Here is a 25580-nt window from a genome sequence, read left to right on the forward strand (position 1 = left end):
ATTCCACGGTGTATGTATTCACTAGTAAGATTTGGTCTGATAACGATTAACTTTTTCCCGGTTGTACCACAGAATATTTTTATTATGGGACGTTTTTAGCCCTTTCGTTACAAGGCTGTCCCGGTTGTACCACTTGTCCCATCAAAAATTGTTATCAACCATAGCAACTACGCTGGCTGTTCGTTTTCTCAAAAAAATAGAAAGATACGTCATAATTTGATTTTTTTAGATTGAAGGGATTTTCAACGATAAAATATTGATAAGCATTTGATGCGGTGCCGGTGTTAGATAATGGAGATTCTATACAAATATATGAGTGTTTCTTTGAGTCGATTATTTTCCACCATCCCGCAACCTGAGCAATTGCAGTCGTTGGTTTTATAGCCGGGTTAGTTGAATAATTATTAGCTGATTCCAATTCCACCTTATGATCCGCAATAATTAAATAAGGTTTATCATCGCATGTTACAGAACCATAGAACTTACCATCAATTTCCGTGTCAAACTGATTTTTGCAATTAGGTTCTGAATCTTTATTATAACCAATCCCCTCAATCTCCGTCATGATGACGGATTTATTTGCTGGATTATTGTTTTTACAGGATTGAATCACTTCAACTGGCGGCATCGCATGCAATATTCCAAAAATGAATAAACTACCCAGGTATATACTTATTTTTTCTATATACATTGCTTCGCCCCTGTAGATAAGAATTCTTTACTCAATTTCCAAAAAATTGTTTTGTTATGCCCTGCAGTCGATACATATGTCCGCCGTTTATCACAAACCCGCTCATGGTATCGCATTGAACGGCGAAAAAGTTACATCAAACCGCATGAGTTAGCGAATTGGTATTCAGCTGTAAACAATCTTGAAAATCACATACTGCGCGATTACTTGCTGTTAATTATATTCACAGGCTTAAGGAGACAGGAAGCAGCTACATTAAAATGGCAACAGGTCGACTTAGAGGGCAAAACAATCCATATCCTTCAAACTAAAAACCATGAAACACATACCTTGCCCCTATCTGATTTTCTATGCGATTTGCTGATTGCAAGAAAAGAAAATAGAATCAACGACTATGTCTTTCCCGGCACAGGTGCCGCAGGTCATATTATTGAGCCAAGAAAACAAATGGCGCAGGTTACCAAAGCGACAGGCATTGAATTTACTGTCCATGACTTACGGCGAACGTTTATCACCATTGCAGAAAGCCTTGATATACCCGCTTATGCTTTAAAACGCTTAATGAATCATAAAATGACGAATGACGTGACCGCTGGTTACATTATTGTTGATGTCGAACGGTTAAGAAAACCGATGCAACTCATTACAAATTATATTTTGAAGTGTGTAGGTGTCGTGAAGTCCGCTGATGTTATTGAAATACAACCCATGGAAAAGGTATGACTGAAAAAATTCCTTAATCATTCTGTGCTCATTTATCCTCTCCAATTTGGACCGCACTGCGGTCCAAATTAATCTGATACACTATTGAGCCTTACTACAAGCTGAATTGGACAATTTATATGGATGATAAAAACCGATATTCTGTACCTGAGAATGAAGATTATGAACCTGGCTCCAACAATGAAGTTTTAAGAAATTTGTTAGGCATTAAGGATAAAGAGACAATTGAACAAATTGAAGGAAAGGAATTAGAAAGAGTCGGAAATGAATTACCAGGGCTATATGGCCCTGACCATCAGTTTACAGCCTTGGATATTCAACAAATCCATGAGCTTTGGCTTGCTGATATTTATCCATTTGCAGGGCAATATAGAACTGTAAACATGAGTAAAGGTGGTTTTCAATTTGCAGCATCTTTTTTAATAGATAAATTAATTCAGGAATTAGAGACTAAATTTTTAAATCAATACACTCCTTGTAAATTTAATGGCGATGAACTGACATACGCATTGGGTATTGTGCATGTTGAATTGATCATTATTCACCCCTTTAGAGAGGGTAACGGCAGAGTATCCCGACTGCTCGCAAACTTAATGGCAATGCAGGCGGGATTCCCACAATTAAATTTTGAGCCTATTGATAAAACAGAAAATACGGATGGATTTAATCGATACATTGAAGCAATACATGCTGGTTTTGATGGAAATTACCAACCAATCAAACAAGTTTTTGCAAAAATATTAAATGCGTCCTAGCTTGATTGCAGCCTTTTTTTCATCTTGGCATACACGGAGTTTGATCGAGAATGATCAATTTTTATTGATAAGGGTCTGTCGTTAACAACAATACCCTCAACCCCGCAAGAGGTCCGAGTAGATCGTTCATTTAAGCGCTTAGCAAGCTCCTTATCCTGTAGATAAGGATTTGTTTCTGATAATGTTTTCATAATTTTAATTATAACATATTTTTAACTTCTCAACCCAAATACTTTTTACATCTTGTTTAAATGATGGGACGCTTGGGACAACTGGGCAGCCTTACTATTAATGGATTATAGGCGTCCCCAGTTTTAAAAACAATGATGGGATAAATGGGACATTTGATAAATAGAGTGGGAGCTAGTTGGTGAAGGTTAAACTCATAATCCGTTGGCCCTAGGTTCGAGTCCTAGTTGGCTCACCAATAAAATCAAGCACTTATGTTGATTTTATCAAAGCGCATTCTAGCTCCAAGTGCGACAGTCATTTTTATGTTGCTGTATAAACACTTCCTTAGGCATTTTAAACCCTAAACATTTTCTTGGGCATAGGTTCATTTTATCAGCTAATGAATCAAGCTCTGTTTGTGTTACATTATCAATTATAGTTGTTTTTGGTAAATATCGTCTTAATCGGCCATTCATATTTTCATTACTTCCTTTTTGCCAGGGAGAGTGAGTTTCGCAGTAGTAGACATGGCACTTTGTTTTATCTTCCAGATGCCTATACGCAGCAAATTCAACGCCTTGATCGAAGGTTATTGATTTAAGCATCTGTTGGGGTAAGTCTTCAAATTTATTGCCTATCTTTTCCATAACACCTTGGGAGTGTTTGCTGTTATTCTTAATAAGAAAAACCATTCTTGATTTACGCTCGACCAGCGTTGTAATTACTTGCTTTTTGTTACCCATAAATTGAATAGTATCTCCTTCCCAATGACCAAAACGTGTCCTTGTATTAATATCAGCAGGCCTTTCAGTAATTAAGCGTATATCGCCACCAAAACGACATTGATGCTGCTTTCTCGAATAACGTTTGTGTCTTTTAGGTTGTTTATAAGGTAAACAATGATAAAGCTCTTTATTTTTTGATTTATATACATATTGGTAAATGGTTTCTGGACAGACATATATCGTAAGCTTCTGATATTTCATCCTTCCTGAAATTTGCTCAGGACTCCATCCTTTCTTTAAGCAAGCGTAGCCTGGGAGTAGGGCTTTGCCCGTATCCCAGGTTTTCCCTTTCTTTCAAATTTCAATAAACCACTATAAAATTCCATCCATAGAAAATCCAACTTCATAAATAATCGTGGTTAATTTTCGTAGAGATATTACACCTGGCGGCACTTATTTTTTTACTCTTGCTTTGAGAAATCGGAAATCGCAATTATTAATCAACTATATTGAGTTGTTGGGTGACGCTTATCGAAAAGTAAAACAAAAACATCCCTTTAGTACAGAGGCTATAGTCGTATTGCCTGATCATTTGCATGCAGTATGGAAACTACCAGAGAATGATTTTAATTACTCTTTACGCTGGCATCAGATCAAATCATATTTTACAAAAAGTTTAATCAAAGAAGGTCTAACGATGATAAAAGACCAACGAGGAGAGTATCATCTATGGCAGCGCCGTTTTTGGGAGCACCGAATACGTGATGAATTAGATTTTCAAACACATATCGATTATATCCACTTTAACCCCGTTAAACATGGTTATGTAGCTTCAGCTAAAGAATGGCCTCATTCCAGTTTTTCTCGTTATGTCCAGAAAGGGATATTACAAGAAAATTGGGGGGCATGAGGGTAGTCAAGGAGAGTTTGGAGAATGAGTGATTGGTGAATGAAAACCTGGGATATGGCCTCTGGCCTACTCCCAGGCTACGCAGGCTGTTGTAGAATAACAGTCATAAACATGGTTTTTTATGTAAGGATTTAATTTGTTAGTATTAATTGATGAAAGCGGTTGCCCAGGATTTAAATTAACTAAAGGTTCCACCCCCTATTTTATTGTGGGAATGATTATTTTTAAAGATTTTACTCAAGCAGAAAATGTGAGCAAATCTATTACCGCACTACGCCAGACCCTCCGAGTCAACCCAGAATTTAAATTTAGTAAAACGCATCCATCGATTAAAGATAAGTTTTTTGATGAAGTATGCCAATATGATTTTGAAGTGAGGGCATTGGTTGTTGATAAGAGCAAAATCTATAGTCAGATGCTCAGAAATGATACTGATTATTTTTATAATTATTTTGTAAAAACTTTAATGAAATATGACGACGATGTATTGCAGGATGCATCTATAAAAATAGATGGTAGTGGGGATAAGGAGTTTAAAAATGCCTTAAATACCTATCTACGAAAATCTATTGGGGAACATAAAATTAAAAAGTTTAAATTTATCGACTCAAAAAAAGATAATCTTATTCAAATGGCAGATATGGTTGTAGGAGCAATAGCAAGAAGTTATAGCGAAACACGCAAAGATTCCAGCCGCTGGTTAGATGTGCTTAGAAGAAATGGGAAGATAAAAAATATATGGGATTTTAAGTAGGTCGTCTTATGTACCCTACTCTAGAGAGCTCCAGAGAGGTACACCATCCGGTGCCGGTTCAGGTACAAAGACTATGTATCTGAATTATAGCGAATATCTAAAATTCTTGTCAAGCTTAATTTTGATTAAAAAATAGTCAATATCGGGCGTCGTAGAAATTTTATCATCATATTCATGAAAATAACTAAAAACCCCTGGATTCATCACCTATCTACTAAGAATAAGGAGAGGAATTGTCCGAGGACTGATGCATATCATATGTTATAACTAATACAGAATACAAATCGTTTTTGGATGCCCACTGAGCCATGGAGTTTTGTAGTATCATAAAAACGCGAAAGAGACCATTAACTGTTAAAAAAAGACTGATACTATGAGCAAAATCATCCTATATATTGCCACTTCCCAGGATGGTTTTATAGCAGATAAAACCGGCGATGTTGATTGGTTACCACCCCCCAAAGACGATCACGATTTGGAAATCGTTGGTTATAAAAAATTGATGCAGCGTATCGACATAATTTTGATGGGAAGACGTGGTTTTAAGCAAATTATAGGTTTTGGCAATTGGGGATGGACTGATAAACAAACTTACGTTTTTAGCAAACAAGATTTAGAAGCACCGATCCCTTGTATTACAATTACAAAAGATAGTCCAAACCAATTCATACAGAAGATAAGAGAAAACAATAATAATAAAGATATCTGGCTACTTGGCAGCGCTAATCTTGCAAAAAGCTTTGCTGAAGTCGGGCTAATCGATGAAATAATTCTCACAATCATTCCTCAAACTTTAGGTGAAGGCATACCACTTGGCTTGTCCTTCAACAAATTCTATCTAACAAATGAACAGCCCTTGATGGATGGCATGATCCAAAGAATTTATTTAAGGGATCAGCTATGACACTAAGTTTTGAAAAAATAAGCCTTCAACATATTGATATTATCTTTAGTTGGCTTGCTGAGCCTTTTGTTCAGGAGTTTTGGGATAATACGCAAGGTCATAAAGACGATATTTTAAATTTTGTTAATGGCAGAAAAGAGCCTTCGAATTATTGTGATGGCAAGTATGTTTATTGGATAGCAAGCTGTGATGGTCAACCCTTTGCAATGCTGATGACGATTGAAGAAACAGCAGAGGATCACATGGATGACATTAAATTACATTACCTTTCAAAAACAGGTCGTACTTACGGTATCGATTATATGATTGGGAATAAAAATTATTTTGGCAAAGGCTGCGGCGCCAAAACATTAACAGCATTTCTTGATTTTTTCAGGAAAGAATTCGACGCATCAGCAGATACATTTATAATCGACCCTGCTAGCGATAACCCTAGAGCCAAAAATGTCTACATGAAAGCAGGCTTTGAGCATGTTGCTGACTTTGTAATGTCCGGTGATGTTTCTGGCGCTGGTAAACCGCATCATTTATTGATTAGACAATTTGAGCCTATCGATGAATCATTTAACATCACCCCTGATCTCGCACGTAAGCTCATAGCCGAGCAATTTCCAGAATATGCTCATTTACCCATTACATCGGTTGAAAAACAAGGGCACGATAATCGTACATACCGCCTAGGAACAGAAATGTTAATTCGCATGCCAACGGCGGAATCGTATGCTTTGAAAGTGCCTAAAGAACAAGCTCTGTTACCGAAGCTAGCACCTTACTTAACCATCAGTATTCCTGCTCCAATCAAAATGGGTGCTGCCTCACAAGGTTATCCATATCCATTCTCCATTTATAAATGGTTAGACGGAAGGAGTATTAACCTTCTTGTTTTGGATGATGACTGTCTAGAAAAGCTTGCATCTGATTTAGCAAGGTTTTTAAAAGAGCTGCAAGGCATCAACAATGTTGAGGGACTAGCTCCAGGCCAGCATAATTGGTGGCGAGGCGATCATGTCAGTGTTTACGATAAAGGCGCTCGAGAACAAATTTCAGAACTATCAACTATTATCGATGAAACTAAAGCGATAAAGCTGTGGGAACAAGCTTGCAAAACAAAATGGAATAAATCCCCTGTATGGATTCACGGCGATTTTGCAATCAGTAATATGCTGCTTAAAGAGAACGAACTATCCGCTATTATCGATTTTGGTGGTATGGCTTTAGGTGATCCTGCGTGTGATCTTGTGATTGCCTGGACTTTTCTTAATGGAAAAGCGCGTGACATCTTTTTCCAAGAGATGGACTTAGATGAAAGCACTTGGCTTCGTGCAAAAGCCTGGGCTTTATGGAAGGCTACTTTCGAATTGTGCCAAATAACAGATAAAAATAGCCCAGAGGCGCTTATGCAAAAAAGAATTATTGAGAATGTAGTATATGAATAAAAATATCCTCGATACTTATCTTGGTGAACTGTCTGATGAAATCAACAAACTCTATGGATACGTTAAAATAGCTGGTGATAATTTTGGTGAACCAGCTATTAATTCAGGTCCATGTGGTCCATTTGCCAATGCTTTTTTCAGGCTATGGAATATGAAATTTACTCAAAAAGTACATATCGTGTTTATTATGCTTAAAAATTCTGATGAATGCTGGCATGTTCTTATACGGTTACCTAATGGGTTGCTTTATGATGGGGGCCACGGAGTTCATAGTGAAGAAAAGTATAGCGATAAATTTAATATCGAGGACATGATTGAATATGACTTAGAGCTTTTAGAAAAACGTTCCTATGGCTTAGATCGGGAATACCCTCGTTATTGTCCAGGCTTTTCTATAATCACTGTCGAGAATTTGATAAATAAATATTTGAGTCTAATTGACAAGCAAGCGTAGCCTGGGAGTAGGGCTTTGCCCGTATCCCAGGTTTTCCCTTTCTTTCAAATTTCAATAAACCACTATAAAATTCCATCCATAGAAAATCCAACTTCATAAATAATCGTGGTTTATTTTCGTAGAGATATTACACCTGGCGGCACTTATTTTTTTTCTCTTGCTTTGAGAAATCTATCTTCAGCTAAAGAATGGCCTCATTCCAGTTTTTCTCGTATGTCCAAAATGGCGTATTAAAAGAAAACTGGGGATATGATGATGTCCAAGGAGAATTCGGAGAATGAATGATTGGTGTATGAAAACCTGGGATACGGCCTCTGGCCTACTCCCAGGCTACGCAGGCTTTTGCGTTTGATTAATCTATAACAAAATTAATCAAAGATAGCACTAATACCAAACCTGCTCATAAATTTTTACTAAACTTATAAATAAGGATATAGGGATGCAGGGACATAAATATTTATGAGCTTGTATGAAAAAAATTACGAATGGGTTTTTTCATTTAATCCTTCTAGTATTATCTACATAGTTCCTCTAAGCCAAGACAACGGTAATTTAGTAACTTCTCTCAGCGGATTTAATTGTTCAAATGAGCTATACCCACTATTACAGCTTGTATCAGAACTGCCAAATGATATTAATGACCTACTGGAAAGCACATCTAATAATATTAATTACCGTTTGTATAGAGGAGATACCTGCATATTTGTTTGTGAATTAAATCCTGAAGAACAAATGAATAAATTTGAAGGTTTTCCTTTTTTATGTTTTTTATCAACTTCAAATACTTATGAAGCAGTAAGTGCTTTTATAAAAAATATTAAACCCAAGCCTATTCATATAACAACCAAACCCAATAGCCACGCAATTAATATAAATAAAATTAAAAAAAATAAATTTAGAAATGAGCTATATAGAATAGCAACATATTTAAACAACAATAAAGATACAAATAAAGATCCAAAAATATCTATCCCTAAACAACAAGTTAAAGATATTAGTTTCCTTAAAAATATAGTCCATTACTATCATAATATTACAAACCCAAACAGAACTGCCCTAATTTCCCAAGGTATATACTCTAAGAGAAAATTCTATATCCTTCCAAATATGAAGGAAAAATATCAGAAATATATAGCCAGCTCAGCGAATTTTATTATTGATATAAAAAAAGAGAATGATACTAAATACTCGAAAAATCACTTTATCCTCGCAGTTCCATCATTAAATTCTTCTTTATATAGAGATAAAGAGTTTTTAAAAATGATACAGGACTATTATGGAGTAGAAGTAAAGAAATTTTATGAGAGAACAATAAAAAGATCTGAATATGTAACAGAATTAAAAACAGAAGATGAAGGTATTTTAAATGATTTTGCAATATTTAAACTCAGCTCAATTATTTCAAATGATTTGTTTCTATTTACTTCATTATTATCGATATTATCTACTGAGAATTTTTCACCCACTTATAGGCTGCCAAACAGCTTAAATCTTAGCCATAGTAAATATGATTGTTTAGTTTCATTAACTAAACAACAGCAATTAAATAAAGTTAAAGTGAATAGAGTTTATTCGGAACTAGTAGAGGGTTGGAAAAATAAATTAGATAATTCAATGATTAATTCTATAAATAATTCTGGTAATAATGGAATAATTGTATCTGACTATCCATTAGAATGGCTTACCTTATCTGGAGTAATTCCACTGAATATCAGTCATAATATCTGTAGAATTAATTCATCACCAGGGGATCTTTTAATTCACCAAATTTGTAACCTACATAATTTAATTATACCCCCTTCTTCCTTACAAAATGTATTAGTCATAAGATCTTTTGAAGCCGATGATCCAATAAAATATTTTCTTGAACAAGCAATACACTCCAGAAAAAATAATGGAATGTTAAGATTTCTTAATATAAATATTGTTGACGTAAAATCTGAAAATGAATTTATCGAGGCATTAAGAAATTTTACTGGAAAAATCGTAATTATTGATTGCCACGGTAACCATGGAGGGCATAAAAAGGAAGCTTGGCTAAATGTTGGTGATGACAAGGTTAACGTATGGAACTTAAAAGCTGATTTTAGAATACCGCCCATATTTCTTTTAAGCGCATGTAGCACTCATCCGATTGATGGATCAAACACTAGCGTTGCAAATGGATTAATTTCAACTGGCGCCCATTCTGTTCTTGCTACTTTATTACCTATTAGTGCAGATCACTCGGCTATATTTATTAGTAAATTTCTTCATTGGATAGATTTTTATCTAGCAATTGATAAGGAAAAACATTCCACATTCACGCTCTGGAGAGACATAGTATCAGACATAATGAGAAGTATGTACGTTCAGGATATATTAAATTATTTTGAAATTAAAAATCTTATTAATGAAAATCAATCACAAGATATTTTGATAAAAGCCCAAATTAATATTATGTATGATAAAAATCCAAATTGGTTTGAAATTGTATTTAGAACATTAGCGGAAGCAAGTGGAAAAAAATATGAGGAATTAGTTACATTGTTTATAAGAGAGTGTCGATTTTCAGATACTATGCATTATTCTCACTTGGGAAGGCCCGATAAACTAATAGTCATGAACTAGATTTAAGGCTTATAAACTTATCAATTTAAACTGATTAGTGCAAAGCAAAAAAGAACGTTTAGGGGAACGTTTTTTATAGAATAAGAGTTAGAGTGCTATGCTCGTGAGATAGTGCCCCCGTAAATGGGAAAGACCCGAAAACTCTTGCTGCTACTGGTGCCGTTGAGAGGAGTCGAACCTCCGACCTATTGATTACGAATCAATTGCTCTACCAGCTGAGCTACAACGGCAGTGAGTGCGTGAAGTATATACTTATGTTTAGTGTTGATGCAAGACCACGCCTAAGGTCCAATCTGCGCTATTTTGTCCGGGAAGCATGTATATCGGCTCTTCGGCGTTTAACCCATAGCCGTTAACGATTAATGCATAATAATAGGATGGAAGTAGGCAGTAATTATATAAGAATTCATGATGAGGATTCTGGGTTGTTAATTCTTGCCATGATTTGTTACAAACTTCTATGTTTCCTTGCTCCAGTAACTCTTCGCTATTAAATTTATCTCCTTCGAAATGAAAGGGTTTATCCTCTAAGAGAAATTTAATTCCACCTAATACGTACCATTTTTCGGCCTGGTTTTCAGCGAGCGCTGGTTGAACTTTAGTGCTTACTTGATGAACCTCATTGATCAGTTTAGAAACATCAGCTTGGCATTCCTGGGCATCGCCTTGACCGGATACCCCACTTGGAAGTTTATAATTATCCGCAAAACAACTTTTCTCATCTAAAAACTGGTAGGCAAACACCGTTTGACCTAGCCCTAAAAAGCTATGGACAAAAAGCTTTGTTTTTTGGCCATACACATCGACTTCAACTAAATCGTCAGGGTTGATATTTTCTGTATTTTTTACAGGGAAAACGATTTGAACCGAGGCACCCCCCATATCCATTACACTAACATAGGCTTCGGGCTTATTCTCTTGCAACGTTTTAAGTTGGTAATTAACCGACAACCAACCAAATAATCCCTCTTCACGCCCAGTAATCGTTTTTGAATCAACCAGCCTCCACTGGGGATGGTGCTTAAACCATTGTTTTAATGCGTTGTAATAAGTATCTTGTTTAGGACCTGACAAAAGTCGCATGCCAGCTGTGGCATAAAAATAAACAGGTAAATTGGAAGCCGGGGCATCAGAAAATAAAATATGTAAATAGGCATTAACCGTATCTTGGCTGGGTTCTAAGGTTGCAAAGCCTGGTCGTATCTTTTTAGACCATATTTCTTGGATATTTATCGGCAAGTTATTTTCGTTGCGCTCAAAGGAATAGATGTGTAATCTGGTTCCAGTGCTTCCTGCATCAACCACTGCAACGCATAAGTCTGGTTTACATGCTTGGGTGTTTGGGGTAGACGCTTCAATGTTGCCGAAAAATGAAACAATACAAATCAACAACACAAGCATTCGAGACATAAAAAAATCCGTTGTATTCGTTATATGGAGCATACATTATGGCTATATTTGTGTCAAATTCTCAACGTAATAAGCATTTCTAATAAAACTCTAGTTCGCTAAAAAAAATCATAGGATAACTCATGACAGGCATTGTTTGGTTTCGAAATGATTTAAGACTTGAAGATAACCCAGCCTTGTCGAAAGCGTGTGAAGAACAGGATTGTTTGATTCTTCTATACATTCAAGATCCAAATACTCCTTTGACTTTAGGGGATGCTCAAACCTGGTGGCTACATCATTCGTTAGCTTCGTTACAAAAAACATTGCTGTCGCATTCATTAACGCTCTGCCTTAAATATGGGGATTCGCTCGCCGTACTTCGCGAGTTTATTAAACTTCATAACGTGACTCATATTTACTGGAATAAAGTGTATGAACCTGCACATTTAGAGAAAGATACGATAATTGAAGCGTATTTTAAGAAAGAAGGCCTAACGGTTAAGACATATAATGCACATTTATTGATTGAACCAGATGACATTAAAACCCAAGAGGGTTCCTTTTATAAGGTATTCACCCCTTTCTGGAAGCAATGCCTCAAAAAAATCCAGGTTCCTAAAGCTAAAACCATATCAAAATGGCCCGATTCGCCAATTAAGTCTTCTGAGGATTTATCTGAATTAAAATTATTGCCCCAAAGCGCTAACTGGGTCAAAAAGTTTCATAACTATTGGACCCCAGGCGAAGAGAGCGCGCAACATCAATTGGAACAGTTTATTAATAACGTTTTAGAAGACTATGCTGTTAAACGGGATAAACTAGATGTTAACGCTACTTCAAAGCTATCTCCCCATCTTCATTTTGGCGAAATTGGGCCTCGTCAACTTTGGCGTGCAATGGAAATGGCTCGAAATGATTCACGTATTAATGATAAAGCGATCGATAAATTTTTAGCAGAAGTTGGTTGGCGAGAATTTTCTTATTATCTTCTGTATCATTTTCCTAAATTGCCAAAAAAAAATGTTCAATCCAAATTTGATGATTTCCCATGGGAGGAAGACGTTGAGGCATTAAAGCGATGGCAACAAGGTCAAACGGGATATCCCATTGTGGACGCAGGTATGCGTGAGCTTTGGGAAACAGGCTTTATGCATAACCGTGCTCGAATGATTGTGGCTTCTTTCCTCACGAAAGACTTAATGATTGATTGGCGAAAAGGAGCGGATTGGTTTTTACATACCTTGCTTGATGCCGATTTAGCTAATAATTCCATGGGGTGGCAATGGGTCGCTGGTTCTGGGGCAGATGCCGCTCCTTTTTTTAGAATTTTTAACCCAGTCTTACAAAGTGGGAAATTTGATCCAAATGGCGAATACATCAAACAATGGGTTCCCGAGCTTCGTGACATCCCGACCAAATGGATTCATACCCCTTGGAAATTTGACCAAAAAATACCTGATTACCCTGAACCCATTGTGAATCATCAAGAGGCTAGAAAACTAGCATTAGAACGCTATCAAGAAATAAAAGATTAGAAACCTAGCTATACGAATGATAACACATGGGTTGAATGGTGGACCGGCGGGTCAGATGAATGCCTATTTTGCCACAATCCACCGTGTTAAATACCGAAATCTTTAGCTTCTTATAAATTTCCACCGTTTGTTGATGAGGAAAATGATAACGGTTATCAAAGCCATAGGAAGAAACGGCATATTTAGGTGATACTTGTCGTAAGAAGACTTCCGAGGAAGATGTTTTACTGCTATGGTGAGGAATTAATAAAACAGATGAATGAAGCTCTGCTCCAAATCGCTTCACTAAGTATTCTTCAGCGGGTTTCTCGATATCTCCTGTCAGCAACACACTCCCTCCCGGCGCTTTTACTTGCAATACACAAGAGTGATTATTTTTACCTTTTAAGTCTTTTGATAATGGGAAAAAACGAAAAACGATGCCATCCCACGTCCAGGAAGGATAATGTTCACATGAGCTACCTCGATGATAATAAGTGGGCTCATCCACAATAAATCGTTTGATTGGGTATTTTTCTTGAAGTGAAGTTAAGCCACCACGATGATCGAGATCTGAGTGGCTAATAATGACCGCATCAAGACGATTCACACCAAGTGTTTCCAGGTAAGGAATAATGGCGAGTTTAGCCATATCACTTCCTTGAAAAAATTTAACACCCGTATCATATAACACGTTATGATTTGCTGTTCGAATGAGAACAGATAATCCCTGTCCTACATCCATCACATCAATCTTCACCTCATTTTTCCGAATGGATTCATAAGCAGGAAATAAGGCTGAAAGACTTAGAAGAAAAGCAATGGGTAGGAATTTTTTTACTGGAAGAAAAACCCAAATGGCAATTCCTATGATAAACGCGAATGGATAAAGAAGATAAGCAAAGCCCACCTTAAAATTGAGCAAAGAAAACGCGTCAACCCAATTTAAATAGAAAATTAAACACGATATAGCCCATTTAAGCAGTGACGTGATCCAAGGCATAGAAACCCATTGGCCTAAACCCATCGAACCCAAGGCTAAGGGAATAATGACAAACCCAACCCAAGGGACGGCTAATAAATTTGCGATTAAGCCATTAATGGACCCATAGGAAAATAAATACATCGTGAACGGCATAAGTCCTATCATGCATGCTACTTGAAGAATAATAATTTTTTTTATTCCCTTTTCCTGAAAACGTTGATTCGAAAGCAACAAAATTGCTACCGCAAGAAAAGATAAATAAAATCCAGGCATCAAAACGGAATGAGGCTCAAATAATAAAACAGCCAATAATGAATACCGCCACGCTTGCCACACACTAAATTTTTGCCGGCAAAAATTTCTTAACAACATAAAAAAGCAAACAATTAAAGCTCTTTGAGCCGGAACACCAAAACCAGCTAACAGCGAATATACAAAAGCTGTCATCAAGGCCGCTAGGCTTGCTACTTTTTGCGCTGGGATCAATAAACATAATATAGAAAAGCGACACCAGATCCATTTAGTCACCGCATACCCAATTCCTGCCATAAGCCCAATATGCGCACCAGAGATCACCATTAAATGGATTGTGCCCGTACGCCGAAATAAGTCCCATTCATTATTTTGAATATGCTGAGTAACCCCTAAAGCAAGTGCTTGCGTAATTCCTGCTGATTGTTCATTCGGATCTGCTTTATAAAGAACTTCAGCTAATCGTTCTCGTAAGTGAAGGAGAGAAAAGTAAGGTTTCGGTTGATTTAATCGCTGATGGTCTTTGAGGAGCACTCCGGTCCATCCTATATGACGCGCCTTTAAAAACCGCACATAATCAAATCCTCCTGGATTTTCTAAATTTCGGGGTCGTTTTAATTTGACATGAAATCGCCAATATTCTCCAGCATGAATCTCTGGGCAATGCTTATGACAAGTTAGAAGTATGTTTGCTTTCGCCTTTTGATGGTTGAATCGAGTTACAGACAATTCAAATTGAATATTGCCATTTTTATGAACGGGAATAGAGGCAACTTCCCCTTCAACCCTAGCTGATTGAACCATCGGGGTTGTGGGCATATGTTGTTCTCGATGTTGCCATTGATGAACTTCAGCGATAAAAAATGCTGCACTAAACCACAATACATACCGAAAATTTGGCCTAAAATAGAGTAGGATAAATAATAAGGACAAAGGATAGACGTTTTTAAAATAGGCCGTTGTAATACCGGCAAAAAAGCAGAGAATTTCCATATTCTTGTTCTTGGACTTTGCAAAACGTGACTTTACCTGAGATTAGGTCCGTCTGACAATTCATTTTGCTTTCTTAAGAAAACGATCGTTAATCTACCCTTATAATTCTCTGGCAAAAACTCTATGATTACCCTAGGATATAAACTTCTATCGATAAAAAGGATTTTATCAAATGTATATCTCTGCACTGAATGAAGGCGGCACCGAAACACGAGTAGCCATCTCCCCTACTTCGGTTAAGCAGTTTTTAAAGTTAGGTTTAAACGTACTCATTGAAACCCATGCTGGGATAAAAGCTGGCTTTAGTGATGAGGATTATACGTTAGCCGGCGCAGAGATCATGTCTCTTCGCAAGACTCTCCTTTCCCATACCCATATTCTGGCCACCGTGGGTGAGCCCTTAGTGGAAGAAATTAACGATCTACCTCCAGAATCTCTTTTAATCGGTCAAATTGATAAAAACTCAGGAAGTAGTTTAATTAAATGGTGCCTTAAACATCGAGTCAGTGTTTTTTCAATGAACTTAATCCCACGCATTTCTCGTGCTCAAAGCATGGATGCGTTATCTTCACAAGCGAACTTAGCTGGATATCGTGCCGTTATCGAAGGAGTTGCTCATTATCAACGTGCCATTCCTATGATGATGACCGCTGCAGGAATGATTCAGCCTGCTAAGGTTTTAATTTTAGGTGCGGGTGTAGCAGGCCTTCAAGCCATCGCCACAGCTAAGCGTTTAGGTGCAGTCGTGTATGCATTTGACGTACGACGAGCTGCAAAAGAACAAGTTGAAAGTTTAGGAGCTGAATTTATTGAAGTCAGTGAGGAATATGATGCTGAAACGGCTTCAGGATATGCAACTGAAGTCAGTGATGAGTATCGATTAAAACAAGCGGAATTAATTCATGATTATGCCCGTCTTGCAGACATTATTATCTGTACGGCACTCATTCCTAATAAAAAAGCACCTCTATTGCTAAAAGCTGATACGGTCGAGCTGATGAAAGCAGGCTCTGTCATAGTGGATTTAGCCACCTCTCGGGGTGGAAATTGTGAACTCAGCGAGCAAGATCAAATCATAAAACACAACCAGGTTACCATCATTGGCTATAGCAACATGGCGGGTCTAATTCCAGCTACGGCTAGTGATTTATACGCAAATAATATTGCTAATTTTCTTAAACTCCTTGATTTGTCAGAAGATCATCTTAGCTTTAACGATCAAGATGAAATTATTCAGCAGGGTATGCTTTGTCACGATGGTCAATTTGAACCCTTTCAATACACAAAGGAGACAGCATAATGCACTCTATTAATACCCTATCTAATCCTTATATTGCCATTATTACTATTTTTTTTCTCGCCTGTTTCGTTGGTTATTACGTCGTCTGGAAAGTTACACCCGCTTTGCACACACCCTTAATGTCGGTTACAAATGCTATATCAAGCATTATTATCCTTGGGGCTTTGATAGCAGCTGGTAGTCACGCCATAGGACATATAACTCTTTTAGGTGGTATTGGTATTTTTATTACCGCCATTAATATATTTGGTGGCTTTGTGGTCACTCATCGCATGCTGAAGATGTATAAAAAACAATCCTAAATTTGGCAGTTTAACCGTCGCGAGAGCGGCTAATGTGTCGAATTTAGGATAATGCCTAGTTTATAAAAAGGAATTCACTCAAATGATGACGCTTATTTCGTTTTTATATTTGGTTGCTGCATTATGTTTTATTCTGGCTTTAAAAGGCTTGGCAAGCCCCGCAACGGCACGAAAAGGTAACTGGCTAGGTATTACTGGGATGACGCTTGCTGTGACTGCTACGTTATTAATGCCCTTCATTCATCATCATATGCTTCTTATTAGCTTAATTGCGGCAGGCGGTGCTGTAGGAACGCTGATTGCCTTAACCATTAATATGACAGCCATTCCACAATTAGTTGCGGGATTTCATTCATTAGTCGGGATGGCAGCGGTTCTCGTAGCCTTTTGTGCCTACCTCACTCCAGAGTCCTTTGGTATAGGCGAGCCAGGGAATATTGCAAAAACGAGCTTAGTTGAAATGAGCTTAGGTTTAATCATTGGAGCGATTACGTTTTCAGGCTCGATCATCGCCTTTTTAAAATTACAAGGGATCTTATCTGGGAAGCCATTACGTTATACCGGGCAAGCTCTAGTCAACTTAATCATTGCTTTGGGAATCATTGGTTCTTTAATTTATTTTATGCTGTATCAACCCTTCAATAGTTTGCTTTTAATGGCTACTTTGTCCTTTTTAATTGGCGTGTTGCTCATCATCCCAATTGGGGGTGCTGACATGCCAGTTGTTATATCCATGCTTAACTCCTATTCAGGTTGGGCTGCAGCGGGTATTGGATTTACCTTAAGTAATCATTTATTAGTGATAACGGGTGCGCTGGTTGGGGCAAGTGGAGCTATTTTAAGTTACATCATGTGCGTGGCTATGAATCGCTCCATTTTAAATGTCATTTTTGGGGGAATAAAAAGTTCCGGTGCAGATGAATTTATTGACCATGAGCGAGGAAAAGTACAACAAGCCAATGGTGAAGACGCAGCTTTTTTACTGAACAACGCAAAAGACGTAATCATTGTTCCAGGTTACGGTATGGCTGTAGCTCATGCTCAACATGCCGTTAAAGAATTAGTCAACACACTGGAATCACAAGGCAAGCGGGTTCGATTTGCCATTCACCCGGTGGCAGGACGAATGCCAGGACATATGAATGTGCTTTTAGCGGAAGCCAATATTCCCTACGATCGTGTGTTTGAGCAAAGTGAAATCAATCGAGATTTTCAGGCTACAGACGTTGCCTTAGTGGTTGGCGCCAATGACATTACCAATCCTGCAGCAAAATCTGATCCCACCTCACCTATCTACGGGATGCCGGTCTTGGATGTAGAGCGCGCTAAAAATGTGCTCTTTATTAAGCGAAGCCTTTCTCCAGGGTACGCTGGAGTTGAAAATGCCTTGTTTCATAAAGACAACACCTATATGCTCTTTGGTGATGCTAAAGAAATGATCGAAGAGGTTGTCAAAGCGTTAGATGAACTAGGATAATAAGAACGTCAATCTTTTTTAGACCGTAACAAAAATATAAAATATAATTCTAGAGCCTGCCGGCAATTTGAAGCCAAAAATACTAATTGGCACAGGCACTAAATCACCTTGGCTTAAGATCTCTTTTTACGGATTAAAAAACGGATGAAAGATACATACTACATCACTTATTGTGTTATGGACACTGAGGCAGGAGCTAATCCTCTTGGTCACGCTTCCTTAATTTTTTCAAAACAGTCTGGTGAAAAAAGTCCCATTGAGGTGGTCAATTGTTTTGGACATTATAGTTTGACCTCTTCAACCACCAACCCCTTAATTCGCGTGGGTAAAAAATTAGCAGGTTTCAACATTGATCTGCAAGACGGACACGGTGTTTTGCGACAAGAATTAATGCGCTATTTAGATGAAAATGGCTTAAAAGGTTTGAGTTTTACTGTTTCAGAAGATGTATTTCAAAATACCATTGCTTATTGTGAACGTAGTATGGCAGAAGAACAAAATGCCATCGAAGAATTGGATGCTGAATTGGATGAATTAGGCATGAAAAAAAATGCCTATACGCGTTACATTTTAGAAAAAGAAAAAGCCAAGAGAGAAAATCGCTTACCCCGGCTAAAGAAATTTCACGTAACCATGGATTTTACCAAAACAGGGCCTGATAGCAGTCATTCTTATACTTGTAAAGACCGCGCTTTAGATATCTTGACTGAAAATGGGGTGATTTCTTCAGAGGAGCGGGCTTTATTAGCTTCCTCACGAGCAAAGCAAGCATTTCCTCGCTATAGTCGTTTCGCTCTTCCTCCCATTCGCTTAGCTAGCACAGGGGATTTATTAACTCATCGTTCGGATAGAACTCATAAGCTTTATTGCTATACTGAATGGGGAAAAAATAGGCTTTATTGGGCTACTCCCATGGGGATATATACTCCAGAACATTCTACTAGCCAAGACTTTAACTCTATTGCCGACATTCATGTTATTTTAAAACAGCTTTTAAATCGCGTTCGTCAAATGGAAACGATGATAACGAATAAAATTGATGAATTGGAAAAACAACCTAAGCATAAGCACCGCCAAGAGCTCTTAATATTTCGTGATCAATTGCGACGTTTGCGAAAAATTTCTGTTGAATTTAGTAATGCCTATGAAAACAGTGATCCAGATAGTTTGCAATCTAAGCGATTGAAGGCAGAAACCATCCTGAACGTGGCAAGTCTATGTTTAACGCCTGAAAAAGTGAATTACTCGTTTGCATTTCGTGTTATTGAAAGCGCCTATTTATGTCATATGTTGCTAGGTTTTCTTTTGCTTGCAGCAACACTTGCTCTTTTACCCGTTGCACCTTGGGCTGCCGTTGCTTCTGCAGGAGCCTTGGTTTATAGCGCACGGAGCATGCATGGATTTTATAAAGAAGAAGTGAAGTTTGCCGAGATGAAATCTGATTACAATCAGTACATGCAAAGTAAGGCATCGCATTTATCGCATGAAGAACATGAATTGCTTTCACCAGCACGTTAAGTCCGATTTACTGCTGTAAGCATAAAATTTCAATCTTATTCTAAAAATTATCCAAAACCCGTATATACTAAAATTTCAAGCTCTGGTACAAATGGAGTATGCCGGGTTTGAGATGCTCTAGAATTATTTTTATTGCTTAAAAGTTAATTCAAGAGTATCTTTATGTGCTATTTTCTAGAAGGAGATGATTATGATTCGTAAAATAGGTTTAACAACCCTATTAATGACTTCGTTATTTAGCAGCAATCCTGCCTTGTCTGCTCACGAGAATTACTTAACCCCCGGCGTGAGTATCAGCTATGAATTAAAGCCTAACAGCCCAGAGCTCGTCACCAATGTTTCCTGGTGGCCTATCTCAGCGGAATGTACACTAGGCACCGAAGAGGGCTCAACTAAAATCAGTGTCTTAAATAGCAAAAAGTCTGTTTCCATTAATGGCTCAAAATTAACACCTAATCAAAAAATCGTGCTCGATGTTAAAGATAAACAAGTATTAGCGATTCTTGCTGATTCAGGTGCTCAAGTTGAGCTCATTAATTTAGGTGAAAAAGTCATCAGAGCCACTTGCATGCCTCTAGGCCCCAATTTAGGGTAAACTACCCTACCTCTCGTTGCTGCGGTTTTGCCGCGGCATCCATCGGGGTTAAGGCTCCTAGCATGGATGCTGTGCTTAAAGCACAGCAGGTAGGTGGCTTATGATGTTTACAACCTATCGCCAAAGCTTGACCGTAAGACCCTTCGCCATTGTGCCGCACCTTTGACCGCTGATCCACAGGTCTTCTTCATAGAGCTCATTGGATGAGGCCGGCATTTAGTGCTCACGAGTTGCTGAGAATTCTATTTTGGGAAAACGCTCTTCTGCCATCGTTAGGTTTACTCGAGTTGGTGCTAAATACGTCAATGTATCGCTTCCGTCTAAAGCCAGATGATCGTAAGCTTTGGTACGAAACTCAGCCATTGCTTTTTCGTCTTCAGAATGAACCCAACGCGCGCAAGAAATATTAACTGGTTCATAAATGCAATCGACCTTGTATTCATCTTTTAAACGATGAGCCACCACATCAAACTGGAGAATTCCCACCGCACCTAAGATCAATTGGTTGCTGTTTAAAGGTCGAAATACCTGCGTTGCACCCTCTTCTGATAATTCTATTAACCCCTTAATTAAAGCTTTGCTTTTTAAAGGATCTTTTAAACGAACCAAGCGATACAATTCGGGTGCAAAATTTGGAATTCCAGTAAATTTTAGAGATTCTCCTTGCGAAAAGGTATCACCGATTCGAATCGTGCCATGGTTATGTAGGCCAATTATGTCTCCCGCTAAAGCAAATTCAGTATGACTTCTATCCCCTGCCATAAACGTTAAAGCATTCGATATTTGGATATCCTTGCCCAAACGAAGATGCTTTAATTTCATTCCCTTTGTATATTCACCCGAGCAAATTCTTAAAAAAGCGATGCGATCACGATGTTTTGGGTCCATGTTGGCCTGAATTTTAAATACAAAGCCAGTAAACTCCGACTCTTCTGGGTGAACATCTCGCTCATGGGCCTCGCGCTTTTGAGGCCCTGGAGCGTATTCAGCAAAGTCGTCCAACAGCTCTTTGATCCCAAAGTTATTAATAGCGGATCCAAAATATACTGGGGTAAGCTTACCATTTAAATAAGACGCTACGTCAAACTCATGGGATGCGCCTTTAACCAATTCAATTTCATCACGCAACTCCTTTGCCACATCACCTAAAAGAGCATCTAATTCTGGATTATCTAAGCCTTTAACGCGCACAGCATCCTGTATTTCAGCATTTTTGCCAGGCTGATATAAAAAGACCGTATCCAAATAAAGATGATAAATTCCTTTAAAACGTTTACCCATTCCGACTGGCCAAGTTACAGGAGCGCATTGAATACCTAATACGGTTTCAACTTCATCCAAAAGTTCAATGGGCTCACGACCTTCACGATCCAGTTTATTAATAAATGTCATGATAGGGGTAGCACGAAGACGGCAAACTTCCATTAATTTAACCGTTCGCTCTTCAACCCCTTTTGCCACATCAATGACCATCAAGGCAGAATCTACCGCGGTTAAGGTGCGATAGGTATCCTCGGAGAAGTCTTCGTGGCCTGGGGTATCTAATAAATTCATCACATGATTGTTATGAACAAACTGCATGACCGAGGTGGTAACCGAAATACCTCGCTCTTGTTCCATTTTCATCCAGTCCGAGGTAGCATGTCTTGAAGCTTTACGACCTTTGACCGTACCGGCTAATTGAATCGCTCCCCCAAATAACAAAAGCTTTTCTGTGACGGTCGTTTTACCGGCATCAGGGTGAGAAATAATAGCGAATGTTCTTCGCTTTGAATAATCATGATAAAAATCACTCATTGAATAACCTGTAAAATGCTCTGTAATAATTGCTGAAAAAGACCTCATGTAGTATGGCGAGCTAGCTAGCTGTTAATGCAATACTAGTTTTTTGTCATTGCACGAAGGCGAGAAGTTATCTAACAACCTAATATGACTTGTCCCATTTATTTAATTATACTTTAAAATAAAGCTCTATCCCAAGCAGCAAGAACAAACTAAAGCATTTTTATTAAGACTTGAGGCATTTTCTAGGTTATTTCAAAACTCAAGGGTTTTTCTGCTGGCTCAAAGTAGGTAGAAACCATCTCATTAGTGACTGCCTCCAGGCATTTAGGCTGCCAGTTCGGTTCTTTATCCTTATCAACCAACAGCGCTCGGACTCCTTCATAAAAGTCATTTCCCTGCATGAAATGATTCACTAAATTAAAATCCATCTTCAAGCATTCAGCTAAATTCATAGTCATTGCCTTTCTTATTTGTCTTAACGTCACTTTGAGGCTCAAAGGAGCTTTCGCTTGCAAGATCGTTAACGTTTTTTGATGCCAATCGTCCTCTTTGCTTTCTAAAAATGAAACAATTGCCTCAACCTCTCCATAATTAAATGACTCTTTTACCTTTGCTTGAATCGATACCATATTACTGGCATAAGTTGTCGTGTAACGACTTAGGCATGATTCAATCTGTTTTGAGGCATGCTGAGATAAATCAAGCTTAATTAGCTCATCCAATAGGTCTTTCATTGCTTCTGTTTCAACCACATAGCGAACTAAGCCAAGTTGAAAAGCATCAGCCGCATTCAAACGATTACCCGTTAAAGCAAGGTAAGTGCCGAATTGGTTGGGGCAAAGAGAGAGTAAATGACTGGCTCCAATATCAGGAAAAAACCCAATTCCTGTTTCAGGCATAGCAAAAGTAAATGCCGTTGATGCAATAGGATGAGAGCCATGAAGGGAAATGCCAACCCCACCCCCCATAGTAATTCCATCCATCAAAGCAATATAAGGCTTTTTAAAATGATGAATGAAGTGATTTAAGCGGTATTCATGCCAGAAAAAATCCATTTGTTCTGGATTATCCTGCTGACCTGCTTCATATAACCAACGAACATCCCCACCTGCACAAAAAGCCTTTCCAGGCAGAGCTCGAACGACGACTGCATGAATCTTAGAATCTTCTTGCCAAGCCAGTAATTGCTCTTGAATAGCTAAAATCATCGGCAAGGACAACGCATTGAGCGCCTTAGGACGATTTAAGGTGATTAAACCAATATGGTTTTCACGGGAAAAGGCCACTCCTTCCGTCATACTTACTCTCCCGTAAAGTTCGGTTTTCGCTTTTCTAAAAAGGCATTGACGCCTTCATTTTTATCTTTACTAGCGCAAACCTTTGAAAAATGAACGGCTTCAAGATGCAAGGCGTCAGTTAAGGACAGATCATATCCTCGGTCAATAACTTCCATCGTACTGGCAACCGCTAAAGGTGCCATGGCTAAGATCTCTTTTAATACCTTGTTACTTTCTTCTAAGAGTTTTTCTGGCTCAACCACCTTACTCACCAATCCCCATTGTAATGCGGTTTCCGCATCAATAAATCGCCCGGTCAAACATAAATCCAGTGCGCGACCTTTACCTACTAAACGTGCTAATCGTTGTGTGCCGCCATACCCAGGGATCACGCCAAGCTTTACTTCAGGTTGTCCAAATTGGGCGTTCTTAGATGCAATTCGCAACGTAGCAGACATCGCTAATTCACACCCACCTCCAAATGCAAAGCCATTAATCGCAGCCAAAGAAGGCTTACCCAAGGTTTCTAGCTCGCGAAAGCAAGCTTGACCACATTCAGCAAATTGATATCCTGTTTTTGCATTGCATTCAGCAAGGCGATTAATGTCAGCTCCCGCACAAAAAGCCTTACCAGTACCAGTAATGAGTACAGCCTTCACGTTATTGTCTTCTCGTGCAAATTGGAATTTTTCCCATAAGCTATGCAAAATTTCAGTGCTTAAGGCGTTTAGCTTTTCAGGACGATTTAAGGTTAGCGTGAGGATCCCATGCTCATCAAGCTGTTCATCAATGTAGCTCATTCTTTAAACTCCTGTTTTTTAATGTTTAAGTAGTATAGGCCATCTTGGCTTTTGTTATTCGATTGAAAATTCCTCATCTAGAACCGTTTTGGCTATGATTTCTCGCATAATTTCATTGGTTCCTTCAAGAATTTGATGCACCCTTAAATCTCTAAAAATGCGTTCAATTTGATAATCACATAAGTAACCATAACCACCGTGTAATTGCATGGCTTTATCTGCAATTTTAAATGCTGCATCGGTTGCGATGCGTTTAGCCATAGCGCAATAAAGTGGTGCATTAGGATCTTCATTATCTAAAGACTCTGCAGCACGATAAACCATTAATCGAGCCGATTCAAACTCTGAAATCATATCTGCAAAATAGAATCTTAAGGCTTGTATTTTAGTTAAAGGTAAACCGAACTGCTTTCGTTCATTCATGTAGCGTTGTGTTAATCGTAAACAAGCCAATGCACCTCCTAGAGAGCAAGCCGCAATGTTTACTCGCCCACCATTCAAAGCATTTAAAGCAATCTTAAATCCAGCCCCCTCCTCACCCACTCGATTTGAAACTGGAATCCGACAATCTTCAAAAAACACCATCGAAGTCGGTTGACTTCTCCACCCCATTTTTCTTTCCTGCTGACCAAAGCTTATGCCTGGCCTATCTTTTTCAACCAAAACACAACTGATTCCTTGATGGGTTTCATCACCGGTGCGAACCATGCAGAGATAGACATCACTCACACCACCACCAGAAATAAACGCCTTTGCGCCATTGAGGATATAATCCTCTTTATCACGGACAGCCCGAGTCTTTAAAGAAGCTGCATCTGAGCCTGATTCTGGCTCAGTCAAGCAGTAGCTAGAAAGCACTTGCATCGACGTTAGTTTTGGCCCCCACAGTTTTCGAAGAGATTCGTTCGCATAGCGATCAATAAGTGAGGTCACCATATTATGAATAGAAAGATAAGCACTGGTGCTGATGCAGCCTGAGGCTAATTGCTCAAAAATAATTGCCCCATCGAGCCGAGATAAGCCAGCACCTCCAATGTCTTCACGAACGACCATGCCCGCCATGCCAAGCTGTGCTGCTTCTTGTAATACCTCAATAGGAAATTCATGCTGCTCATCCCAGCGTTCGGCATTGGGGGCGAGTTTTTTCTGAGCAAATTCGGAAGCCATATTTCGAAAAGCATGGTGGTCTTCACTTAGATGAAATTGCATGGTCTAGCTCCTTCTAGTCAACTACCGAATTTAGGATGATAAACATTT

At 38.4% G+C, this 25580-nt stretch carries 21 protein-coding genes, 2 tRNA genes and 2 pseudogenes; 15 read left to right on the forward strand and 10 right to left on the reverse strand.

Translation table 11 applies throughout. The features are described from left to right. Positions 1 to 154: 154 nt before the first annotated feature. Complete coding sequence (locus tag E1O41_RS01955) at positions 155 to 691, reverse strand: hypothetical protein (protein WP_229669297.1); 537 nt, start codon at positions 689 to 691, stop codon at positions 155 to 157. 66 nt (positions 692 to 757) lie between these two features. Here E1O41_RS01955 and E1O41_RS01960 point away from each other — a divergent pair. The 3 genes and pseudogenes from E1O41_RS01960 to E1O41_RS11695 form a co-directional block, all read left to right on the forward strand. Next, a pseudogene (locus tag E1O41_RS01960) lies at positions 758 to 1414 on the forward strand (tyrosine-type recombinase/integrase); the annotation flags it as partial. A 119-nt stretch (positions 1415 to 1533) separates the two neighbouring features. Next, positions 1534 to 2169 (forward strand): Fic/DOC family protein, encoded by a 636-nt coding sequence (locus E1O41_RS01965; protein WP_131775620.1) that lies wholly within the window; start codon positions 1534 to 1536, stop codon positions 2167 to 2169. A 360-nt stretch (positions 2170 to 2529) separates the two neighbouring features. After that, positions 2530 to 2596, forward strand: a tRNA-OTHER gene (locus E1O41_RS11695). 40 nt (positions 2597 to 2636) lie between these two features. On the opposite strand, the pseudogene E1O41_RS01975 reads toward E1O41_RS11695, so the two are convergent. Then, positions 2637 to 3365: pseudogene (locus E1O41_RS01975) on the reverse strand (IS30 family transposase); the annotation flags it as partial. A gap of 115 nt (positions 3366 to 3480) precedes the next feature. Between E1O41_RS01975 and E1O41_RS01980 the strand changes: the two are divergent. The 6 genes from E1O41_RS01980 (at position 3481) to E1O41_RS02005 (ending at position 10133) form a co-directional block, all read left to right on the forward strand. After that, on the forward strand, positions 3481 to 3975 hold the full coding sequence (locus E1O41_RS01980; protein ID WP_131775622.1) for an REP-associated tyrosine transposase: 495 nt from the start codon (positions 3481 to 3483) through the stop codon (positions 3973 to 3975). Between the two features lie 136 nt (positions 3976 to 4111). After that, positions 4112 to 4729: a DUF3800 domain-containing protein gene (locus tag E1O41_RS01985; protein WP_131775623.1), complete on the forward strand. Its 618-nt coding sequence runs from the start codon at positions 4112 to 4114 to the stop codon at positions 4727 to 4729. Between the two features lie 373 nt (positions 4730 to 5102). Further along, entirely contained in the window at positions 5103 to 5633 is a 531-nt protein-coding gene (locus E1O41_RS01990) for a dihydrofolate reductase family protein (protein ID WP_131775624.1), read from the forward strand. Then, entirely contained in the window at positions 5630 to 7069 is a 1440-nt protein-coding gene (locus tag E1O41_RS01995; protein WP_229669299.1) for a GNAT family N-acetyltransferase, read from the forward strand. Before E1O41_RS01990 ends, E1O41_RS01995 begins: the two co-directional genes overlap by 4 nt. Continuing rightward, positions 7062 to 7523 (forward strand): hypothetical protein, encoded by a 462-nt coding sequence (locus E1O41_RS02000; RefSeq protein ID WP_131775625.1) that lies wholly within the window; start codon positions 7062 to 7064, stop codon positions 7521 to 7523. Before E1O41_RS01995 ends, E1O41_RS02000 begins: the two co-directional genes overlap by 8 nt. A 459-nt stretch (positions 7524 to 7982) precedes the next feature. After that, complete coding sequence (locus E1O41_RS02005) at positions 7983 to 10133, forward strand: hypothetical protein (RefSeq protein ID WP_131775626.1); 2151 nt, start codon at positions 7983 to 7985, stop codon at positions 10131 to 10133. A gap of 154 nt (positions 10134 to 10287) precedes the next feature. Here the strand turns inward: E1O41_RS02005 and E1O41_RS02010 are convergent. Both E1O41_RS02010 and E1O41_RS02015 read right to left on the reverse strand, forming a co-directional pair. After that, positions 10288 to 10363 (reverse strand) — tRNA-Thr (locus E1O41_RS02010). Between the two features lie 28 nt (positions 10364 to 10391). Beyond that, on the reverse strand, positions 10392 to 11543 hold the full coding sequence (locus E1O41_RS02015; RefSeq protein WP_131775627.1) for an acetate and sugar kinases/Hsc70/actin family protein: 1152 nt from the start codon (positions 11541 to 11543) through the stop codon (positions 10392 to 10394). A gap of 122 nt (positions 11544 to 11665) precedes the next feature. Here E1O41_RS02015 and E1O41_RS02020 point away from each other — a divergent pair, with 122 nt between their 5' ends. Further along, complete coding sequence (locus tag E1O41_RS02020; protein ID WP_131775628.1) at positions 11666 to 13060, forward strand: cryptochrome/photolyase family protein; 1395 nt, start codon at positions 11666 to 11668, stop codon at positions 13058 to 13060. Between the two features lie 4 nt (positions 13061 to 13064). Here the strand turns inward: E1O41_RS02020 and E1O41_RS02025 are convergent, their stop codons facing one another. After that, on the reverse strand, positions 13065 to 15269 hold the full coding sequence (locus tag E1O41_RS02025) for a DNA internalization-related competence protein ComEC/Rec2 (RefSeq protein ID WP_131775629.1): 2205 nt from the start codon (positions 15267 to 15269) through the stop codon (positions 13065 to 13067). Positions 15270 to 15441: 172 nt separating this feature from the next. Here E1O41_RS02025 and E1O41_RS02030 point away from each other — a divergent pair, with 172 nt between their 5' ends. The 5 genes from E1O41_RS02030 to E1O41_RS02050 all read left to right on the forward strand — a co-directional run bounded on the left by E1O41_RS02030 (position 15442) and on the right by E1O41_RS02050 (position 20461). Continuing rightward, entirely contained in the window at positions 15442 to 16569 is a 1128-nt protein-coding gene (locus tag E1O41_RS02030; protein ID WP_131775630.1) for a Re/Si-specific NAD(P)(+) transhydrogenase subunit alpha, read from the forward strand. Beyond that, complete coding sequence (locus E1O41_RS02035) at positions 16569 to 16871, forward strand: proton-translocating transhydrogenase family protein (protein ID WP_131775631.1); 303 nt, start codon at positions 16569 to 16571, stop codon at positions 16869 to 16871. Before E1O41_RS02030 ends, E1O41_RS02035 begins: the two co-directional genes overlap by 1 nt. 82 nt (positions 16872 to 16953) lie before the next feature. Beyond that, on the forward strand, positions 16954 to 18348 hold the full coding sequence (locus tag E1O41_RS02040) for an NAD(P)(+) transhydrogenase (Re/Si-specific) subunit beta (protein WP_131775632.1): 1395 nt from the start codon (positions 16954 to 16956) through the stop codon (positions 18346 to 18348). Positions 18349 to 18492: 144 nt separating this feature from the next. Next, positions 18493 to 19866 carry a hypothetical protein gene (locus tag E1O41_RS02045; RefSeq protein ID WP_131775633.1) on the forward strand — a complete coding sequence of 458 codons (1374 nt, stop codon included), beginning with the start codon at positions 18493 to 18495 and terminating at the stop codon, positions 19864 to 19866. A 190-nt stretch (positions 19867 to 20056) separates the two neighbouring features. Continuing rightward, positions 20057 to 20461 (forward strand): hypothetical protein, encoded by a 405-nt coding sequence (locus E1O41_RS02050; protein WP_131775634.1) that lies wholly within the window; start codon positions 20057 to 20059, stop codon positions 20459 to 20461. 1 nt (position 20462) lies between these two features. On the opposite strand, the gene E1O41_RS11700 is transcribed toward E1O41_RS02050, so the two are convergent. From E1O41_RS11700 to E1O41_RS02070, 5 genes are all read right to left on the reverse strand, one after another. Then, entirely contained in the window at positions 20463 to 20639 is a 177-nt protein-coding gene (locus E1O41_RS11700; protein WP_165481072.1) for a hypothetical protein, read from the reverse strand. Between the two features lie 38 nt (positions 20640 to 20677). Continuing rightward, on the reverse strand, positions 20678 to 22258 hold the full coding sequence (locus tag E1O41_RS02055; protein WP_131775635.1) for a peptide chain release factor 3: 1581 nt from the start codon (positions 22256 to 22258) through the stop codon (positions 20678 to 20680). Positions 22259 to 22488: 230 nt separating this feature from the next. Continuing rightward, positions 22489 to 23544 carry an enoyl-CoA hydratase/isomerase family protein gene (locus tag E1O41_RS02060; RefSeq protein ID WP_131775636.1) on the reverse strand — a complete coding sequence of 352 codons (1056 nt, stop codon included), beginning with the start codon at positions 23542 to 23544 and terminating at the stop codon, positions 22489 to 22491. Between the two features lie 2 nt (positions 23545 to 23546). Then, positions 23547 to 24323: an enoyl-CoA hydratase/isomerase family protein gene (locus tag E1O41_RS02065; RefSeq protein ID WP_131775637.1), complete on the reverse strand. Its 777-nt coding sequence runs from the start codon at positions 24321 to 24323 to the stop codon at positions 23547 to 23549. A gap of 54 nt (positions 24324 to 24377) precedes the next feature. Next, positions 24378 to 25532 (reverse strand): acyl-CoA dehydrogenase family protein, encoded by a 1155-nt coding sequence (locus E1O41_RS02070; RefSeq protein ID WP_131775638.1) that lies wholly within the window; start codon positions 25530 to 25532, stop codon positions 24378 to 24380. Between the last annotated feature and the right edge of the window lie 48 nt (positions 25533 to 25580).

Origin of the sequence: Legionella impletisoli (assembly GCF_900639875.1) — a bacterium.
GTDB classification, from domain to species: Bacteria; Pseudomonadota; Gammaproteobacteria; order Legionellales; family Legionellaceae; genus Legionella_A; species Legionella_A impletisoli.